Genomic DNA, 20,031 nt, shown 5'->3' on the forward strand with positions numbered 1-20,031 from the left:
CGAACGACGGATGCCTCGGCGGGATCGCTCCCGCCGAGGCATCCGTCTCGGTGCGAAACCCCTTCGGGTCAGCTGAGCTTCGCGAGTCGCTTCGCCCGCGCCGCCCGGGACACCTGCGCGCCGACGACGAGCACGAGGGCGAAGAGGAACACGGCGGACGCGATGACGTTCGCCTCGGCGGGGATGCCGCGCGACGCGGAGATGTAGATGTACTTCGGGAACGTCGACACGGAGCCCGAGTTGAAGTTCGTGATGATGAAGTCATCGAAGCTCAACGCGAACGACAGCAGTGCCGCGGCGAGGATGCCCGGCATGAGCAGCGGGAACGTGACCCGCCAGAACACCTGGGCGGGCGTGCCGTAGAGGTCGCGCCCGGCCTCCTCGAGCGCCGGGTCGAGGCTCGCCACGCGCGCCTTCACGGTCACCACGACGAAGCTGATGCAGAACATCGTGTGCGCCAGGATGATGGTCGTCATGTCCTTCGCGACGCCGACGGCGAGGAACTGCGCCGCCAGACCGGCACCGAGCACGACCTCGGGGGTCGCCATCGGCAGGAACAGCAGGAGGCTGATCGCCGAGCGCGCCCGGAACCGGTAGCGCACGATCGCGATCGCGATCATCGTGCCGAGCGTCGTCGCGATGACCGTCGCGACGAGGCCGATCACGATGCTGTTGCCGAACGCCTGGCACACCGCGCCGCCCTCGACGTTGCAGACGTTCAGCCACTTGTCGAAGGTGAACCCGCGCCAGGCGATGTTCGACTTGATCGAGTCGTTGAACGAGAACACGAAGGTGTACGCGATCGGGATGAGCAGGAACACGAACGCGATGACCGTGTAGGCCGGCAGCAGCCAGTCGCCGAGGCCGAGCCTGCGCGGACGGACCCTGCCGCCCGGACGCTGCTCGTCGAGCTGCTCGCTCTCGCTGAGGCCGCCGAGCACGGCGGCCGCCTGGACTTCTCCGCTCACAGCAGGTCCTCCGTTCCGGAGCGCTTCACGTAGATGCCGACGAGCACGAGGATCGCGGACATCAGGATGATCGACAGCGCCGCCGCTGCCGGGTAGTTCAGCAGCACGAGGAAGTTCGCCTCGATCACGTTGCCCATCATCTGGGTGTCGGGGCCGCCGAGGAAGTCGCGACTCGCGTTCACGTAGTCGCCCGCGGCGGGGATGAACGTGAGCAGCGTGCCCGCCACGATGCCCGGCATCGACAGCGGGATCGTGACCTTGCGGAACACCGTGAACGGGTTCGCGTAGAGGTCGCTGCCCGCCTCGAGGTAGCGCAGGTCGAGCCGCTCGAGCGTCGTGTACAGCGGCAGGGTCATGAACGGGATGAAGTTGTACGTCAGGCCGAAGATGACCGCGAACGGCGTGCCCGTGAAGTGCGCGTCGGGCGCCATCAGCGACAGCGCCTTCAGCGAGGTGATGATGAACGACTCGTCCGACAGGATCTGCTTCCATGCGAGGGTGCGCAGCAGGAAGCTGATGAAGAACGGGGCGATCACGAGCACGAGCATCAGGCTCTGGAGGAGCGGCCAGCGCCGGGCCTTCACGCCGATGAAGTACGCCAGCGGGTAGCTGAACGCGAGCGCGAGCACCGTCGCCGCGAGGGCGTAGCCGAACGACCGCAGGATGTGCGGCCAGTACGCCTCGACGACGTCGACGTAGTTCTGCCAGTTGAACGCGTAGTCGTACTGGCCGATGTCGCCGAACTCGGCGGGCGCCTGCAGCGACGTCAGCACGAGCGACACCAACGGCGTCAGGAAGAAGAGCACGAGGTAGAGGATGCCGGGCAGCAGGAGGAAGAGCGCGATGCGGCTCTTCTTCCTGGGTGCCTGCGGCTGCGCCTCCGCCGTCGCGAACGCTGCGAAGGCCATGGTCAGTGCTCCTCGAGCTCCGCGACGAGCGCATCGCGCCGCTGGGCGGCGATCGACCGGGTGTCGGTGTCGGCCGGGAACCGGCCGGCCTCGCTCGGCACGTCCTCGAGGCCGAAGCCGTGCTCGACCTCCCAGCTGAGCCACACCTCGGCGCCCTCGGCGGCGACCGGCCCGAAGCCGACGTTCTGTGCGAACACCGTGAGCGTGCCGATGCCGGGAACCGCGACGAGGTACTGGGTGCTCACACCCGAGAACGAGACGTCGATGACGCGGCCCGGGCCGATGAGGTTGCGCTCGGAGGAGGAGGCGGGCGCCTCGCGGTGGAGCGCCACCTTCTCGGGGCGGACGCCGATCGTGACCTCGCCCTGGTGACGTGCGGCGCGTGCCGTCGGCACGACCACCCGGGTGCCCTGCACGTCGACCGAGATCGCGGTGTCGGTGGTGCCGACGACCTCGCCCGTGAAGAGGTTGGACTGGCCGAGGAAGTTCGCGACGAACGCCGTGCGGGGCAGTTCGTAGAGCTCCTCGGGGGCGCCCATCTGCTCGATCGCTCCCTTGTTCATCACCGCGACGGTGTCGGCCATGGTCATGGCCTCCTCCTGGTCGTGGGTGACGTGGAGGAAGGTCAGGCCGACCTCCTCCTGGATGGACTTCAGCTCGAGCTGCATCTGGCGGCGCAGCTTCAGGTCGAGCGCGCCGAGCGGCTCGTCGAGGAGCAGCAGCGCCGGCCGGTTCACGATCGCCCGGGCGAGCGCGACGCGCTGCTGCTGGCCGCCCGAGAGCTGGGCGGGCCGACGCTGCGCGAGGTGGTCGAGCTCGACGAGCCGGAGCGCCTCGTGAGCGCGCGCCTCGGCGTCGGAGATGCGTCGGCGCTTCAGTCCGAAGCCGACGTTCTCGAGGATCGACATGTGCGGGAAGAGGGCGTAGCTCTGGAACACCGTGTTGACCGGACGCTGGTGCGCCTTCGTCGAGGTGACGTCGGTGCCGCCGATGAGGATGCGGCCCTTCGTGGGCTCCTCGAGGCCGGCGACCAGCCGGAGCGTCGTCGTCTTGCCGCAGCCCGACGGGCCGAGCAGGGCGAAGAACGACCCGGCGGGGATGGTCAGGTCGAGCTCCTCGATCGCCGTGAACCCCGGGAAGCGCTTCTGGATGCCGACGAGCTCGAGATCCGCGCCGCGTTCGGCGAATTCTCGGATCGACACCGTCACGACCCCAGCAGGATGGACTGGAACTCGGCCTGGTACTTCTGCTCCTCGGCGCCCGAGAGCGTGCGGAAGATGTGGGCCTGCGACAGCGTCTCCTCGTTGGGGAAGATCAGCTGGTTCTCGGCGAGCTCGGGATCCATGGCCGTGGCGGCCTCCTTCGCGCCGACGACGGGGGTGATGTAGTTCACCCAGGCCGCGACCTCGGCGGCGACCTCGGGCTCGTAGTAGTAGTTGATGAGCGTCTCGGCGTTGGTCTTGCGCGTCGAGCCGACGGGAACGAGGAAGTTGTCGTTCCACAGCGTGCCGCCCGCGGACGGGAGCGCGAACTCCCACTTGTCGCCGGCCTCGGCGTTCAGCACGGTGATGTCGCCCGACCACACGATCGCGGCGAGGGTGTCTTCGCTCTTCAGGTCTTCGAGGTACGAGTTGCCCTTGATGTTGCGGACCTGGCCGTCCTCGACCTGCTGGCGCAGGACCTCGATCGCGGCGGAGTACTCCTCGTCGCCCCAGTCGCCGGTGATGTCGACGCCCATGTCGAGCATGATGCAGCCCATCGTGTCGCGCATCTCGGAGAGCACGCCGATGCGCCCCTTGAGGGACGAGTCCCAGAGGTCGGAGACGCTCGTGAGGCCGCCGGGGATGGCCTCCTTGTTCCAGGCGATTCCGGCGAAGCCGCCCTGCCACGGCACCGAGAACTTGCGACCGGGGTCGAAGTCGGGGTCGGCGAGGGCGGGAGTGAGGTTCGCGAGGTTCGGGATGTTGTCGTGGTTCAGCTCCTGCGTGTAGCCGAAGCGGATCCAGCGGCCGACCATCCAGTCGGTGAGGCAGACCGTGTCGGCGCCGATGTCCTTGCCGAGGGCGAGCTGGTCCTTGACCTTGCCGTAGTAGGTGTTGTTGTCGTCGACGGCGACCTCGTAGTTGACCTCGATGCCGGTCTCTTCGGTGAACCGGACGAGCGTGGGGTAGTTGCCGTCGTCGTCCTCGTCGATGTAGGCGGCCCAGTTGGCCCAGTTGAGGGTCTTGTCGGTGGCGGACGTGTCGGCCGCGGGGGTCGGCTTCGCCTGGCCGCCGCCGGTGGAGCACGCGGCGAGCGCGAGCGCGGTCGCGCCGGCTCCGGCGCCGGCGAGGAGGGTGCGACGATTCAGCTGCGACTGGCGCGCCTGTGCGATCAGCGAGCGGATCATCGGGTCTTGGGGCAGGGGCCGTGTGCTCACGAGGGACTCCATTTCGGTTGCAAGCGCATGCGGGGTGGGAAGATACTGACACACTGCATGGCGTCCACGCACCAATTGATGTCCGAATCGTTAATTTCTCGGAACGATCTGTACGGATTCCGTTTCCAATCGGGACTTACACGGCGGAATCGGTTGCCGCTGCCACGAAAGGCCACGTCCGTCGCACGGTCGCCCCGCCCGGCGCCCTCAGCCACAGCTGCGACGCGCCCTCGTCGAGGAGGGGCGGCAGCGACCGGTCGGCGATGAGCGCGCGGTACTCGGGTGCCCCGCCGCGCACGAGGATCGTCGCGGTCTCGCGGATCGTCGGCAGGAGCGACCACTGCGCCGACCACGCCTCGGGGCTGCCGACCGCGACCACCGCGGCCCCCGGACGGGCGAGGGCGGCGAGCGCCGCGGCGTCGGCGTGCGGCCCGAGCAGGACGGGCGCGTGGCCCGCGCCGCGCAGGAGTTCGGCGTCGGCGCTCGGGCTCGCCGTCACCAGCGCGACACGCGCGGCCGGCTCGAGCTCGAGCGGCGGGATCCGCGCCGCGAGTCGCGCCGGCGCCGGCCCGCTCGGTCGCTGCGCGTCGACGACCTGCACGCGCCGCCCCCGCCACTGGCCCGAGCCGGCCACCTCGGCCGGCCGCCACAGCTCACCCGCTCCCCCGGCCTGCACGAGTTCGGCGCGCGTCGCGTGGCGCAGCAGGAGGCGGATGCCGAACGCGTCGCGGAGCGCGTGCGGGACGCCGAGCCACTGGGTCGCCGAGGCGGCCACGGCGAGCCCGCGGGCGCGCCCCGCGCGGAGCAGCGCCTCGAGCCGCTCGAGGGCGAGCGCCCGGTGGTCGTCGGGCCACGAACGGAACCGGGTGTCGAGTTCGTCGACGACGAGGAGCCGCACGGCGGAACCCATGCCCGGATCACCGGCGAGCGAGTCGATCGCGTCCCAGACGGCGCTGCGCGGCCCCTCGAGCACGGCGACCGACGAGTCGCCGTGCTCGGCGCGCACGAGGGCGGCGATCGCTTCGAGGGCGGTCGTGCGGCCGCTGCCCGGCATCCCGGCGACGAGCAGGTGGCCGTCGACCGCCGGATCCCACGCTGCCGCCGAGCGCCGCTGCCGCTCGGGCTCGTCGACGAGCCCGAAGCCGCGCGAGCCCACGCCCGCGCCGGCGAGCGCCGACCCCGACTGCGTCGAGCCCGGCGGCGGGCCGCCGGGGTCCGCGTCGATGAGCCCGTCGAGCTCCTCGGGGCCGACACGGGACGGCAGCGGATCGACCCAAGGCCGGCGCGGCCGCACCAGGCCGGCGCTCGCCACGCGCGCGCCGAGCACGGCCGCCTCGTCGGCGATCGCCGACTGGAACCGCTGCGGCCGGCCGTCCCCGCGGTCGACGACCGCCCGGCCCGGAGCGTCCGGCGCGATCTCGGCTGCCTCCGCGGTGCCGACCACCGCGAGGCTGTCGACCCGTTGCATCACCCGCAGTGAGACCCGGATGGCGCAGTTCGCGGTGACCTGCTCGCGCACGACGCCGTTCGGCCGCTGCGAGGCGAGCACGAGGTGCACGCCGAGCGAACGGCCGCGCGACGCGATGTCGGCGATGACCTCGCCGAGCTCGGGGAACCGCTGGATCATGGCCTGGAACTCGTCGACCACGATCACGAGTCGCGCGAGCTGCACCTCCTCTCCGAGTTCGCGGAGGTCGCGGGCGCCGACCCCGGCCAGCACGGACTCGCGGTGCCGGAGCTCGGCTCGCAGGCTCTCGACCGCCCGCAGCGCCTCGGCCTCGTCGAGGTCGGTGACGACGCCCGCGACGTGCGGGAGCCGGCGGATCGGCTCGAAGGCGGCCCCGCCCTTGAAGTCGACGAGGAGGAACGAGACGAGGGCCGGCGGATAGGCGCGGGCGAGCGCCGTGAGCCAGGCGAGGAGGAACTCGCTCTTGCCGCTGCCCGTGGTGCCCGCCACGAGCGCGTGCGGACCGTGCTCGACGAGGTCGAGCACGAGCGGCCCCTCGACGGTCGTGCCGACGGCGACGGCGAGCGAGGTGCGGGCGTGCGCCCCGTCGATCGCGGCGGGCAGTGCTGTGAGCGCGACCCTCCGCGGGAGCGGCGCGTCGCCGCCGAGGTCGAGCTGCGCCGCGACGCCCGCCACGGTGTCGCCCCATCGCGTCGCCTCGACGAGACCCACGAGCGCCGGTGCGATCACGGCGGGCGCTGCGCCGTCGCGGTGGACGACCGCCGCCCGCGGTCCGGTGATGCGGACGACGGTCGCGAGCCCCGGCGGAAGGCGCCGCACCTCCTCGGCGACGACGAGCCGGTACGGGTCGGCCGGCTCGCCCCGGTCGGAGCGGCGCGGACGCGCGCCGACCGGACCTCCGGCTCGCCCGCCGCGCGCGGGGGGCCCCGCAGGCGCGACGGCGGCGCCGCCGGCTGGCGTGAGGGCCGCCGCGGCGTCGGTCTCGGACGCCGCGTCGAGGAGGAGCAGGCGCGGCGCCGGGCCGGCTGCCGCGGAGCCCGCCGAACCGCCGGCGTGCGGCAACCGCAGCACCCACTCCCACTCGGGGCCGGTCGACGCGGTGATCGCGATCGCCCGCGGATCGACGCGGCAGGCCAGTTGGACGAGCGCGGCGCGGGCAGCCGAGCGCGCCAGTGCGAGCGGCCCGACGAAACCGATCCCGCTCGTGGGGTCGGCGAGCACGGGCGCCTCGGCGAGCAGGGCCGCCTCCTCGAGCACGGCGCGGTCCCGTGCGTCGCTCGGCATCCCGTCGACCCGGACGGCACTGCGCGCGACCCCGGCACCGATCACGATCGGCGGCGGCCTCCGATCGGTCCAGGTGGGCCGCGCGCCGCCCGACACGATCGACGACGGCGACGGCGTCAGCCGCCACGCCGCCCGAAGCTCGTGCTCATGACGCGCCGAGATCTCACCGCGGAGCTCGTCGAGGCGCGCGTCGCGGTCGGTGGCGGCCCGGCGGCGCCGACGTCGCGCCTGCCGCCGGGCGTCGAGCATCGAGGCGATCGCGACGACCGGCCCGAGCACGGCGAAGACGAGCGAGAACGGCGAGCCGGTGATCGCCCACAGTGCGAGCGCCCCGCCGATCGGAGCGAGCGTCGCGAGCACGGGGAACCCCGGTCGCTCGGGCTCGGGCGAGGCCTGGGGCAGCGCAAGCGGCAGCGGGAGGGGACCGGGGCCGGCGTCGTCGGAGGGGTGCACCGGGACATCCGATCACCCCTGGTGCGCGCTCGTGCCGGCCGCACTCGCGCCGTGGACGGGTGCGCACCGCGCCCCGCTGTGGAGGAACGGACTCAGGCGACGACGAAGGACTGCTCGGCGAGCTCGACCCTGCTGCCCCGCGGCACGAGGTAGCGTCGGCCCGGCTCGCAGCGGAGTGCGCCGTCGTCGGGCCGCCGCACGACGGTGCCGTTGCCCGAGAACCGGTCGGCGACCCACAGCACGCCGTCGTGCTCGCCGAACTCGAGGTGGGTCTTCGAGACGGAGAGCGTGCGGTCGGCGATCTGCACGAGGTGGTCGAACTCCTCACCCGGCTGGGGCAGCGGCCGTCGGCCGATGAGGCCGGTGCCGAAGACCGTCAGCGTCTCGCCGGTGCTGAAGCGCAGCGTGAAGCGCGGTGCCGCCGGCTGCTCGACGGCCGGCGCTGCGGGCCGCTCGGCCACGGCCTCTGCTCCCGACTCGGGGAGGGGCACGGGCGCAGCGAACCCCTCCACGGGCACGCTGATCACGCCGCTGTTGCGCTGGGAGGCGCGCAACCGGTCGACCACCGTCGTGTCGCCGGGTCGCGGGTCGGCACGCCGCCGGGACTCGGGCGTCGCGCTCGTCGAGCTGCCGCATTCGCCGCAGAACATCGCCTCGGCGGGCAGCTCGGCACCGCAGATCCGACACCTCACGAACGTGCTCCTCTCCGGGTCACAGCGTACCCGCCGAGCGAGCGCAGCGAGATCGCCGCCCGCAGACGGTCGATCGGGCGACGCGTCTCGCTGAGGCGCCGCTGCAGTTCGTCGACCGTCTCCCACACCCGGCGATCGTCGCCGTCGTCGGGCCCGCCCGGCGCGAAGACGGCGCGGTCGACGACCGACGCGAGCACGAGCGGGCCGAGCCCGCCGACCATCGCCGCCTGCTCGGCGCGCGTCGCATTGGGCACGATCGCATATCCGTAGTCGCTCGCGGTGTCGGCGAACTCGCGCCAGCCGCCCTCGATGCGTTCGACGGTGGTGCCGGCGTGACGGCGCAGTCGGCGCCGCCGGAGCTTCGCGACCATCACGGCGAGGAAGGGGCTGAGGATCGCGGCGAGGCCGAGGACCACCACTCCCGAGACCTCGAGCACCGCGAGGAGTGCGGCGAGCCAGCCTGCTCCGCCGTCGGACGGGTCGTCGGCTGAGGCATCCGGCTTCGTGGCGTCGTCGTCGACGGGCGTGAGCTCGGCGGGCGGCGGGAGGGCGGACTGCGGTCTCGACACGCTCTGGGGCTGGTCGGGCTCGGGAGGGGGGATCGGCCGCAGCGGCGGGTTGGGATCGACGGCGACCCACTCGCCGTGGGAGTCCTGCACCTCGATCCACGCCTGCCGGTCCTGGCTGCGGAACCGCACCACGTCGGACTCGACGTCGTACTCGGTGCCGGGCTGCCGCAGGTACCCGACGACGACCCGTGCCGGGAACCCGATCCGGCGGGCCATGAGGGCCGCGGCGACGGCGTACTGCTCGCCGTCCCCGACCATCGGCCGCTCCGAGGCGAGCTCGGCGATCCGGTCGAGCGCGTGGCCCGACCGGCTCCGCTCGCCGTCGAGCCCGTGACTCACGTACCCCTCGCGGTGGAAGCCCTCGATGACCGCGGCGAGGCGCTGCCCCTCGGCGTTCGCGGGCGGCGCCCACTCGTCGAGGAGGTCCTCGAGCTCGTCGGGCAGTTCGGGCATCGGGGGCAGCACGGTCGTGCCGGGGCGCAGCACGGAGACGTCGCGCGGCGGAGCGGGCACCATCGAGGTCGCGGTGTACCGGTCGCCGTCGCGGAGCCCCTGCTGCACGGCCGCCGTGCCGGTCACGTCGTTGTAGAAGAACCGCTCGGCGAGCTCGTCGGCGCGCGGCCCCCCGAAGTCGATGCGCTCGAGCCGCCCGATGCCGGGCACCCACACGTCGTCGTAGCCGAGGATCGAGACGTCGATCCGTTGCGACTCGCCGTAGTCCTCGGGCTGGTCGAGGCGGTACGGCACGCGGCTGAACCTGCCGGAGAGCCCGTTGCCGTCGTCGCCGCCGACCGAGTACACGATGCCGTCGTAGCTGTCGAGCACCGCCACCCTGAGGCCGGCCTGCGGCGGGAGGCCGCGCACCTCGAGCATCGCCTCCTCGGCGACCTCGTCGCCGAACGCGGTGCGGAACCCGGCCAGCGGGCTGTCGTGCTGCTGCGGTTCGAACGGCGGCTGCAGCTCCGAGCGCACCACGGTGCGCGCGGGCACCGGCAGCACGACGGCGGCGGCCGTCGCCCCGACGAGGGCGACCGCGATGAGGGCGGATGTCCCGACGACGCGCCGCGCATCGGCGAGCGTCGCCTCGACCGGCCGGCCGCTCGGGATCCGGCGTCGCTGGGCGATCCTGATGCGGGCGAACCACGCCACGGCGGTCACGAAGAACGCGAGGCCGGCCTCGAGGGCGAAGGTCGAGTGCACGACGCCGAGCGCGATGCCGGCGAGGAGGAGCACCGCGGGCGGCAGCACCGCGAACGCCGGACGGCGGGACCTGAGCGCGATCGTCACGGCGCTCGTCGAGGCCACGAGGCCGAGCAGGAACGGCGGCACGAGGAGCGCCTGGTACGAGCCGACGGGGACCGCGATGGTGACGAGCTGCTTCCACGACAGGGCGGCCCCGGACACGAGCTCCGCGAGCCCGGCGGGGGTCGGGAGGAGGCCGAACAGCGCTCGGTCGGGGACGGCGACGGCCACGCCGAGCACGAGGTACGCGGCCACGACCGCGAGCACGACCACCCAGGCCGGGGCCCGGAACCGGGCGCCGGCGACGCCGATCGCCGCACCCGCGACGATCGCGGCGCCCGCCGCGGTGAAGAACGCCGGGCTCTCGTACGTCGGCCACCACGGGATCATCGCGGCGGCGAGCATCGCCAGCACGAGCGCGACGCTGATCGCCGTCGACCATGCCCGCCCCGCGGCGGGTGCGCTCCCCTCGCGGGCGGTCATGCGACCGACGCCGATCTCGCGAGCATCGCGCGGAGGTCCTCGAGGTAGCCGATGCCGAACACGGTGAGGCCCGCGACGGTCCGGGCGGTGGGCTCGCCCTCCGGCGAGCACTGCACGGCGACGACGTCGACCCCTGCGGGCACCCGGCTCGCGGCCGAGCGCAACGGGCCGATGCCGCGCGCGGTGCCCGTGACGAGCACCGCGAGCGAGAGGCCGTGGAGCGACTCCGCGGCGCTCCGGGCGACGTCGGGAAGGAGGGCGACGCGCTCCTCCCGCTCGACGACGCAGAGCGCATCCACCAAGCGGTCGCGTGAGACCGTCGGGAGCTCGCGCATCGAACCCGTGCGGCCGGACTGTCGGCCCGAGACGACGAAGGAGACGCTGCGCGCATCGCGGATCGCGCGCGACCCCACCGAGGCCGCGGCGCTCACGGCGAGCTCGAACTCCGCCTCGCTCGCGTATGCCCCTGTGTCGAGGTCGAGCACCACCATCAGCCGGCTGCGGCGGGACTCCTCGAACTGGCGCACCATGAACGTGCCGGTCTTCGCCGAGCTCTTCCAGTGGATGTACCGCCGGTCGTCGCCGGGGACGTACTCGCGCAGCGCGTGGAACGCGATGTCGCTCGAGGTGAGGTCGCGGGTCGGCGAGCCCTCGAGGTCGCGGATGAACCCGCTGCTGAGCGCGGCGATCGGCACCGTGCGCGGGTGCACCTTGAGCTCGGCGGTCTCGGACCAGACGATCTCACGGCGCATCAGGCCGATGGGGTCGGCGCGGACCGTGCGCGCCGGACCGATCGGCACGATGCCGCGACGGTCGGTCGGGATGCGGAACTGCACCTCGTACTCGCCGCCCCTGGCCAGCCCGGGGAGCACCCGTTCGACGACTGCGGCCCCGACGGGCAACTCGAGCTGCACGCCGCCGAACCGACGCCGGCCGGGGTTGACGGCGACGAGGCGCGCCTCGGCGTGCTCGCCGACGACGACCCTCGGGATCGGCACGACCAGGCGCACCTGGCCGGCGCCGCGGCCGACGAGCCAGAGCGCGGCTGCGGCGAGCAGCACGACGAAGGCCCACCCGAGCGCGATCACCTCGAGCAGGCCGAACCCGTAGCCGACCACGAGCGCGAGCACCGCTGCGGCGAGCACGCACCACCCGAGCGGGGTCACGACGCCCTGCACGGCCCGCGCCGACCCGGCGGCGAACGCCGCGGCCGCGGCGGCCGCGCGAACGGCGCGCCCGATGACGACCGCCAGGAGGCCCTCGTTGCGGGCCTCCTCGGGGATCGTCGTCCGGGTGGGGCCGAGGGTCACATCGCCTGCCTCGTGGAGGGCGGCGGCGTCTCGATGAGCACCTGCGCGATCATGTTCGAGGCGGTGACTCCGTCGAACTCGGCTTCGGGGTCGAGGATGAGCCGGTGCGCGAGCACGGGCTCGGCGAGGGCCTTGACGTCGTCGGGCACCACGTAGTGCCTGCCGCGGCCGGCGGCGTGGGTCTTCGCCGTGCGGATGAGGGCGAGCGCACCGCGCACGCTCACCCCGAGGCGCACCTCGCGAGCGGTGCGGGTCGCGTCGACGAGCCTCGAGACGTAGTCGTGGATGGTCGGGTCGACGAACACGGTGCGGGCGAGCGCGGCGAGCTCGATCACCTCGGCGGCATCGACCTGCGGCTCGACCCGGTGGTCGTGGGCCCGCTGGTCGGCGCCCTCGAGGATCCTGATGGTCGACGCATGGTCGGGGTAGCCGATCGAGGTGCGCATGAGGAAGCGGTCGAGCTGCGCCTCGGGCAGCCGGTAGGTGCCGGCCTGCTCGACCGGGTTCTGGGTCGCGATCACCATGAAGGGATGCCCCACGGGGTGCGACTGCCCGTCGACCGTGACCTGCGCCTCCTCCATCACCTCGAGCAGGGCCGACTGGGTCTTCGGGCTCGCCCGGTTGATCTCGTCGGCGAGCACGACGTTCGCGAACACGGGCCCGGCGTGGAACTCGAACAAGCCCGAGCGCTGGTCGTAGACCGTCACCCCGGTGATGTCGCCGGGCAGGATGTCGGGGGTGAACTGCACCCGGTTGCTCGTGCCGGAGACCGACTGCGCCATCGCCCGCGCGAGCGACGTCTTGCCCGTGCCCGGCACGTCGTCGAGCAGGAGGTGCCCCTCGCTGAGCAGCGCGGTGAACGCGAGCCGCACGACCCTGTTCTTGCCGAGCAGCACCTCCTCGACGGCGCCGACGAGGCGGTCGAGGGTCGCCGCGAATCGCGCGGCGTCATCGGGGGACATCGTCATGACGGCTCCTTACTCGTCGCCACGTACCGGGCGGTCACACCGGCGACCTCAACATCCAACCAGACCCGGTCCCCGGGTCCGACGCCGGAGATCTGGCAGCTCGTGGGCGTCTGGGCCCGCCGGCCGCGCTCGCCCTCGATGCCGCAGCTGAACGTCGCTGGGAGGCCCGAGTTGTCGGGCGGGCTCGTCCACGACCAGCTCGCGCCGCGGTCGTCCCAGAGGCGGCTCGGCAGCGCGAAGGTGAGCGTCGGCGACGAGCCGGCCGGCAGCACCTTCGACCACGCGCCGCAACTGCCCCAGACGCTGCATCCGCGCACCTGGAAGCGGCCGGTCTCGCCGAACGCGAACCGTCCGTCGAGCAGCTCGCGCAGCCAGCCCGAACCCCGGAACTCGCGTGTGGACCCGGGCACCTGGATGCCGTTCTCGTCGACGGCGACGATCTCGAGGCGCGGCGCGTCCGCCTCGACGCCGTCGATGTAGCGGTCCCAGGTCTCCGGGCCGTTCCAGCCCATCCGGCTGTCGACGGCGCCCACGTCGCCCGGCGCCGGCCGCACGACGGTGCCGACGACCGCGGTGTGCGCGCACCCGGCGCGGTTGTAGCCCCAGACGATGAAGGAGTAGCGCGCCGACTCGGTCGCCGTGCCGGTGAAGCGGACGCTCGAGGTGTCGGGGCCGACGCCGATCGTCTCGGCGACCGTGCCTCCCGTCGAGGGCGGCACGACCGAGCCGGGCGCCGGCGCGGTGACCGAGCAGGCCTGCGCTCCGCCGGGCACGCCGGTCTCCCCCACGACGAGTCGCTGCACGAAGTAGCCCGCGATGGCGTCGCCGTTGCCCGAGAACGGCGCCCACGTCACGGTGACCGTGCCGGCCGCGGCGTCGCCGGCGACATCGAGCGACCCGGCGATGGGTGCGCCGAACGGCGTCCCCGACGTGGTCGCCTCGGTCCAGCTCGCGAGCGCCGGGTAGGCCTGGTTGCGGGCGCTCACCGCGACGGGGACCCGGCTGCCGTTGGCGATCGCCTGCGAGTCGACGGTGCAGAGCGAGGCCGTGCAGGCTGAGGCCGCGGAGACCTCGCTCGAGACGCCGGCCACGGTCACGACGTACGAGCCGACGGCGCTGCCCGGCCCGCCCGAGACCGGGTTCCATTCGAGGCGCAGCCGCCCATCGCGCGGGAGGGCGCGGAGGCCGTCGGCGGGCGGCGGGACCACGTCGGACCAGACCGTTCCCGGCACCGTGACGGGGTCGGAGAGCCCGATCCCGTTGCGGGCCCTGACCTCGACGATCACCGCGTTCGACTGGCCGTTGCCGGGCGTCGCGATCGTGCAGCTCGTCGCCTCGCACACGGTGGTGCCGAGCACGTCGCGCGAGTTCGGGTCGATCTGCGCGAGCTCGTAGCCCGTGATCGGCGAGTTGTTGAAGGCGCCGGCGCCGAACGCGATGTCGAGGGTGCCGTCGCCGAAGCCGGTGAGGAGCGGCGAGATGACCGGCTCGGGTCGGTCCTGCACCGAGATCGTCACGGCGGCCCAGGCCCGGCGCGAGGGCTCGCCCGTGGCATCCTCGACCTGGTACCTGACCGTGGTGTTCACCGGAGCCGCCGTCGCCGAGACGGTGACCGCGAGGGTCGCGCGGTCGTCGCTCGGCGAGATCGCGACGCCGGGCGGCAGGTCGCTCAGGTCGACGGCGACGACGCGGAGCGGCACGTCGGGGAAGGGGTTGGCGGCCTCGTCGTTCGCGAGGACGTCGATCGAGGTCGTGCGGCCCCTGGCCGCGATCGCGAGGTCGTCGGCTGGGCGCGCCACCGGCTTCGTCGACGGCACCACCCGCAGCACGATCCGCCCGCCGCTGCCCTCGCCCGACTCGTCGGAGACGCCGATGGAGACGGAGGACTCGGTGCCGAGCGCGGTCTCCGAGCGGGCGGTGATCGTCAGCTCGCTGCCGTCGAGCGCGACGTCGAAGCCCTCGGCCTCGGGCGGCAGCACCTCGTAGTCCAGCTCGTCGGCATCCGCGGATCCGGCGGGGAGCGTCAGTCTGCCCAGGTCGATCGTCTTCCGCTCGCCCGGTTCGAAGTCGAGGACCCCGCCGGCGAATGCGGGCGGCTCGTCCGCATTCGAGCGGACCTCGATCGGGATGACGATCGTGCCGGTGCGCGCATCGGGATCGTCCGCCTCGCCGTCGGTCGCCGTGAACGAGATCGACGCGGGTCCGACGTAGCCCGGCTCGCTCTGGAACCGGAGCGTGTCGCGGTCGACGACGAGCGGCGAGCCGTCGCTGTGGGAGGCGAGGACGCTGGCCTCGTCGGTGATGCGGACGGGCCGGCCGGAGGCGGCGATGACGTAGTCGTCCAGCTCGAGCTCGATCGACTCTCCGCTGCGCACCTCGACGTCGGGCGCGTCGGCGCGGAGCTGCGGCAGCGCGTCGTCTCGGCCCGGCACCCACACGAACGCGTACGCGGTGACCTCGGGGTCCTCGGGGTGGGACACCACGAACGGGATGATGCGTCGGCGGTCCTCGACCGCGACCCGGATCGAGCCGTCGCCGAGCACCTCCGCCCCCGCGCGGTAGCCGTCGACGAGGTCGACGCCGAGCTCGCGCTCGTCGCCGTCGGCGAGGAACACCCCCCGCAGCACCGGGACGTCGACGGAATCGACGCCGACGATGTCGGTGAGGGTGAGCACCGTGTCGGATGCCTCGGGGCGGGCGAGCGGCGCGTCCTCGCTCGCGACGACCGTGAGGTAGCTCGAGGCCCGGCCGAGGGTCTCGTTCTCGATCGTGTAGACGAACCCGAACTCCCCCTCCGCCGCGGGCACGTCGACCTCGAGACGATCGCCCACGACGCGCGCCTCACCCCCGCCCTGTGCCACGACGTCGACGATTCCGAGCCCGCCGCCGGCCGGGTCGAAGTCGTTGTCGAGCACCGGGACCGTGATGGTGCGGTCGGGCCGCACCGTGATGACGTCCTCGACCGCCACGGGCGCCGCCGGCCGCTCGCTCGGCGGTGCGATGCCGATGCGCACCGTGCCCTCCGCGCGGCCGCCGAGCGCGTCGATGACGGCGTAGGCGAAGGTGTCAGTGCCCGCCGAGTAGTCCGCCGCGCGATAGTCGAGCCAGTCGGGGCCGGTCGCCTCGACCGCGCCGCGCTCGGTGTTCGACTGCTGCCCAAGCAGCTGCACCGAGTCGCCGTCGGGGTCGATGCCCCCGAGCGGGATGCGGACGCGCACCGTCGCACCCGCGATGACCCGCGCGTCGACGGCCTCGGGCACCGGGACCGCGTTCGTCTCGGGGTCGGCCTCGTTGACCGAGATCGACACGGTCGCGTTCACGGACTGGCCGCGCTCGTCCTCGACGCGATAGAGCGCGGTGTACGTGCCCGGCGCCTCGGGAGCGAAGTAGCGGAGGCGGTCGCCCGAGGCGAACAGCAGCCCCTCCTCGGGCTTCGACGCGAGTTCGGGCGACAGCAGCAGCGGGAGTCCGTCGGGGTGCTCGTCGTTCTCGAGCACGGGGATGTCGATCACGTCGCCCGTGCGCACCGAGACCGAATCGTCGGCGGCGACCGGGGGCTGCGGGAGCGCCGGCTCGGGCACCTGGACCAGCGTGACCTCGCCCTCGGCCTCGGCGATGCCGTTGCTCACGCGGTAGGCGAAGCTCGTCGATCCCGACTCGAGCGGCGCCGTCAGGGTCACCCGCAGCAGGCGGTGCTCGACGACCTCGATCTGCGCGCCGGGCAGGTCGCGTGCGGCGTCGGTGAGCACGAGCACCCCGCCGGTCGGGTCGATGTCGGTGGCGAGCACGTCGACGTCGGCCGGATCGCCCACGCGCAGGAAGGCCGTGTGCGGCACCGTGATGGGCGTCGGATCCCGATCGGGCGGCGGCTGCACGTCGACGCGGACGACGCCGGTCACGGGCGCCCCGCCGTCGCTGACCGTGTACTCGAGGTGATGGGTGCCGATCGCGAGGCTCGAGAAGCGGAAGGTGCCGCCGTCGAAGTCGGGCGTGATCTTCACCTCGGGCTTCGCCGGCACCGCCGTCAGGCCGACCTGTCCCGTTCCCCCGTGCACGTGCCTGAGCGGGTCGATCCGGATCTCCTCGCCGGCGGTCGCGAGCGCGATGAAGGGCTCGGCGAGGATCGGCACCTCGCCCGCGGGGTGGACGGTGATCTCGAGCGTGCCCGACCCCTCGGCGCGGCCGTCGGAGACGATGAGCGGCACGACGCGCTCGCCGGTGATGCCCTGGCCCTCGTGGAAGACGACGGCCCCCTCGGCCGACCATGAGACCCGGTCGGGCGCGTCCGCCGAGGACTCGGCGAGGAACACGGGGTCGCCGTCGGGGTCGACCCAGTCGCCGAGCACCGGGGCGGTGAGGCGGCCGTCGACGGCGACGTCGTCGTGGATGCGCCTGCGCTGCTCGGGCGCCGCGTTCTCGTCGTCGCCGCGCACGGTGACCTCGACCTCGGCCGTGGCGCTGCCGCCGTGTCCGTCGCCGACGCGGTAGGCGAAGCGCAGCACCCCCGCCGCCTCGTCGGCGAGCGTGAGCTGCAGCTGCTGGTTGTCGGACACGAGGTCGAGCCGCGCCCACTCGGGCAGCTGCTCCTCGGGCTGCTCGAGCATCAGCACGTCGCCGTTCGCGTCGTAGTCGTTGAGCAGCACCGGCAGCAGCGTCGACCGGCCCGGGCGGGCGCCGAACACGTCGTCCTCGGCGACCGGGTCGACGCTGCGCTTCTCGATGGTCGGCCGGTCGTCGGGATCGTTCTGCTCGAGCTGCTCGTCGTCCTGCTCGAGGTCGAGCAGGTCCTTCCAGTTGTCGATGCGCTGGTACTCGCGGCTCGCCGCCCAGGTGCGCCCGTTGCCGCGGTCGTTGAGCACGAGGGCGGTGCCGTTCGCGAGGTAGTCGAGGTCGTCGCCGGTGGCGCCCTCGAGCGGGAAGATCTCGCCGGCCGCGCCGTCGCACGAGCGCCATGCGCCGTCGCCGGCCCAGGCCGCGTGCACGCATCCGTCCTCCACCGCCGGGGCGACGGGGGCGCCGGAGCGGTCGGCGATCGCGCGGCGCACCGCACCGCTGTCGGGGTCGACGGCGAGGAGGGCCCGACGTGTGGCGACCCAGATCTCGCCGGGCGCCGACGACGCGGCCTGCAGGCGCACCTCGTCACCCGCCCCGATCTCGTTCGAGAGGTCGACCGGTCTCGAGTCGACGGTGAGCAAGCCGGTGTCGACGTCGAGGACGGCCCAGCGTCCGCCCGCGGAGGTGATCTGCACCTCGTGATCGGCCGCCGGTGCGATCCGCCACTCGGACGAGACCGTCCCGCTCCCGGCCGCGTCGACCTCGACCACCTCGCCGGTCGAGGGAGTGACGGCGAACATCAGGCCATCGGGATCGACCGAGATCACCGCGTCCGCGCCGAAGTTCAGCGCCGCGTCGGAGTCGGCCTCGAACTCGGCGAACTCGGCGAGCGGCGTGCGCCAGACGTCGCCGTTCGCGGCGATCACGACCTGTGGGCCGGCGAGCGCGAGCGTGGTGACCTCGGGCGGCACGGCGACCGGCTGGGTCAGCTCGCTCGTCGCCGCGTCGACGATGCCGACGCTCGAGCGATCCGAGTCGAGGACGAGCACCGTCGACCCGCGCTGCACGATGCTCGCACCCCCGCCCGTCTCGACGACCGAGTTCAGCTCCAGCGCCGCGGTGCTCGCACGGCCGACCGACTGCGCGCCCTCGTTCGCGACCCACACCGCGGCGTCGCCGAGGTCGACCCGCTGCGAGGCGTAGCCGCCGCTCGTGACCGCGATCGTGCCCACGAGACCGACCACCGCGGCCACCGAGACGCCGGTGATGACCGCTGAGCGGTGACGGCGCGGGATCGCGAGCCGCATCAGCCGACGCCTTCCACCTCGACGCACCGCTCGGTGCTCGACGCACCCGATTTGCCGTCGCGCGTGACCGTCACGCTCGCGCAGACGCGGTCGCGCTCCCCCGCGTCGACCGAGTAGCTGGTCTCCCGCTGCATCGGCGAGGCGGCCCCGTCGACCCTGACGATGTAGGCGTCACCCGACTGGAGGCCGGGGTCGACCCACTCGAACGTGACCTCGGCGCCGACGGCGCTGCCGCTGACCTCGGTGACGACCGGGATGGAGCGTGTGTTCTGGATGACCGTGACGACGCCCGCACCGACGAGCGCGAGCAGCAGCACCGCCACGATCGAGACCCCCCAGGCGAGCCGACCGGCGGTCGGCGGCGAGCTGCGCCCCCGCGAGCCGGTCGTCTCAGCGAGGCCGGTCCGGGAGGACGTCGACGGCCGCTGCACCGCTGCGCGACGGCGGCGCCGTGCGAGCTCCGCGGTCGGCCGCGCCGGATTCACCCTGGTGCGCTCGTCGAGGTCGACCGCGGTCGCCAGCGCCCAGTCGTCCATCGCGACCTCGATCGGCGTCTGCGGGAGCCCGAGCTCCTCCTCGACGGCCTGCAGGTCGCGGATGAACTCGAGCGCGCCGCTCTGCCTGGCCTTCGGCTGCTTCGACATCGCCCGGGCGAGCACCGCCTCGAGGCTGGCCGGCACGTCGACCCGCCCGGTGGGCGGGAGCTTGCCCTTCGAGATGCGCGAGATGAGGGCCTGCGCCTGGTTGTCGCCCCCGATCACCTCGAACGGGCTGCGCCCGGCGAGGAGCGAGTAGACGGTCGCGCCGAGCGACCAGACCTCGCTCGCGACCGTTCCGGAGATCTCGTCGCGGAGCACCTCGGGCGCCGACCAGGGGATCGAGAGGCCCATCGGGTCGGAGGTCTCGGCCTGGCCGAGCGTGGCCGCGATGCCGAAGTCGGAGAGCACGGGGTGGCCGTACGCCGTGGTGAGGATGTTCGAGGGCTTGATGTCGCGGTGCAGCACTCCCGAACGGTGCGCCGTCTCGATGGCGCTCGCGATCCTGACGCCGATCGACAGCACCTCGCCGAGGGGCAGCTGTACGGCGCGGTACCGCTGGCCGATCGAGGCCGAACAGTACTCCATCACAAGGTACGGGCGTCCGTCGGCGGCGACGCTCGCCTGGTAGACGGTCAGGATCGACGGGTGCGAGCTGAGTTGGGCCATGAGGTTCGCCTCGGCCTGGAACATCTGGCGGAGGTCGTCGTTCACGACGCCCGCGAGCAGCACCTTCACCGCGACGAGCCGGCGCGGCATGTTCTGCTCGTAGAGGAACACGTCGGCGAACCCGCCGGAGCCGAGCACCCGGATGAACTCGAAGCCCGGGAGTGTCGGCGGGGTGGATGGAAGACGTCGCGTCACGATCCT

At 73.1% G+C, this 20,031-nt stretch carries 11 protein-coding genes; all 11 read right to left on the minus strand.

All coding sequences use genetic code 11. The features are described from left to right. Nucleotides 1-68: 68 nt before the first annotated feature. The 11 genes from ACFVTH_RS17845 to ACFVTH_RS17895 all read right to left on the minus strand — a co-directional run bounded on the left by ACFVTH_RS17845 (nucleotide 69) and on the right by ACFVTH_RS17895 (nucleotide 20,025). Complete coding sequence (locus ACFVTH_RS17845; protein ID WP_387094229.1) at nucleotides 69-851, minus strand: ABC transporter permease; 783 nt, start codon at nucleotides 849-851, stop codon at nucleotides 69-71. Between the two features lie 113 nt (nucleotides 852-964). Then, a complete protein-coding gene (locus ACFVTH_RS17850; protein WP_387093870.1) occupies nucleotides 965-1,876 on the minus strand; it encodes an ABC transporter permease in 912 nt (303 codons plus the stop codon). Nucleotides 1,877-1,878: 2 nt separating this feature from the next. Beyond that, nucleotides 1,879-3,078 (minus strand): ABC transporter ATP-binding protein, encoded by a 1,200-nt coding sequence (locus ACFVTH_RS17855; protein WP_387093873.1) that lies wholly within the window; start codon nucleotides 3,076-3,078, stop codon nucleotides 1,879-1,881. 2 nt (nucleotides 3,079-3,080) lie between these two features. Then, complete coding sequence (locus tag ACFVTH_RS17860; RefSeq protein ID WP_387093876.1) at nucleotides 3,081-4,295, minus strand: PotD/PotF family extracellular solute-binding protein; 1,215 nt, start codon at nucleotides 4,293-4,295, stop codon at nucleotides 3,081-3,083. Nucleotides 4,296-4,431: 136 nt separating this feature from the next. Continuing rightward, complete coding sequence (locus ACFVTH_RS17865) at nucleotides 4,432-7,500, minus strand: FtsK/SpoIIIE domain-containing protein (RefSeq protein WP_387093878.1); 3,069 nt, start codon at nucleotides 7,498-7,500, stop codon at nucleotides 4,432-4,434. A 92-nt stretch (nucleotides 7,501-7,592) separates the two neighbouring features. Further along, a complete protein-coding gene (locus ACFVTH_RS17870) occupies nucleotides 7,593-8,192 on the minus strand; it encodes a hypothetical protein (RefSeq protein WP_387093881.1) in 600 nt (199 codons plus the stop codon). Further along, nucleotides 8,189-10,486, minus strand: a complete 2,298-nt coding sequence (locus tag ACFVTH_RS17875) for a transglutaminaseTgpA domain-containing protein (RefSeq protein WP_387093883.1) — start codon at nucleotides 10,484-10,486, stop codon at nucleotides 8,189-8,191. The genes ACFVTH_RS17870 and ACFVTH_RS17875 overlap by 4 nt, the downstream gene beginning before the upstream one ends. Beyond that, nucleotides 10,483-11,796 carry a DUF58 domain-containing protein gene (locus ACFVTH_RS17880; protein ID WP_387093886.1) on the minus strand — a complete coding sequence of 438 codons (1,314 nt, stop codon included), beginning with the start codon at nucleotides 11,794-11,796 and terminating at the stop codon, nucleotides 10,483-10,485. The genes ACFVTH_RS17875 and ACFVTH_RS17880 overlap by 4 nt, the downstream gene beginning before the upstream one ends. Next, the gene (locus tag ACFVTH_RS17885; RefSeq protein ID WP_387093889.1) at nucleotides 11,793-12,764 is read right to left on the minus strand and encodes an AAA family ATPase; all 972 of its coding nucleotides are present in this window, start codon (nucleotides 12,762-12,764) and stop codon (nucleotides 11,793-11,795) included. Before ACFVTH_RS17885 ends, ACFVTH_RS17880 begins: the two co-directional genes overlap by 4 nt. Further along, nucleotides 12,761-18,625: an Ig-like domain-containing protein gene (locus ACFVTH_RS17890; RefSeq protein WP_387093892.1), complete on the minus strand. Its 5,865-nt coding sequence runs from the start codon at nucleotides 18,623-18,625 to the stop codon at nucleotides 12,761-12,763. Before ACFVTH_RS17890 ends, ACFVTH_RS17885 begins: the two co-directional genes overlap by 4 nt. Then, nucleotides 18,625-20,025, minus strand: coding sequence for a serine/threonine-protein kinase (locus ACFVTH_RS17895; protein ID WP_387093895.1), 1,401 nt, complete (start codon nucleotides 20,023-20,025; stop codon nucleotides 18,625-18,627). The genes ACFVTH_RS17890 and ACFVTH_RS17895 overlap by 1 nt, the downstream gene beginning before the upstream one ends. Nucleotides 20,026-20,031: the final 6 nt, after the last annotated feature.

Source organism: Agromyces sp. NPDC058104 (assembly GCF_042884835.1).
Lineage (GTDB): Bacteria > Actinomycetota > Actinomycetes > Actinomycetales > Microbacteriaceae > Agromyces.

Excerpts from the sequence above, each read along its gene's own strand:
- ACFVTH_RS17875 (WP_387093883.1), bottom strand. The coding sequence starts at position 10,486 with ATGACCGCCCGCGAGGGGAGCGCACCCGCCGCGGGGCGGGCATGGTCG.
- ACFVTH_RS17890 (WP_387093892.1), bottom strand. The coding sequence starts at position 18,625 with ATGCGGCTCGCGATCCCGCGCCGTCACCGCTCAGCGGTCATCACCGGC.
- ACFVTH_RS17885 (WP_387093889.1), bottom strand. The coding sequence starts at position 12,764 with ATGACGATGTCCCCCGATGACGCCGCGCGATTCGCGGCGACCCTCGAC.
- ACFVTH_RS17850 (WP_387093870.1), bottom strand. The coding sequence starts at position 1,876 with ATGGCCTTCGCAGCGTTCGCGACGGCGGAGGCGCAGCCGCAGGCACCC.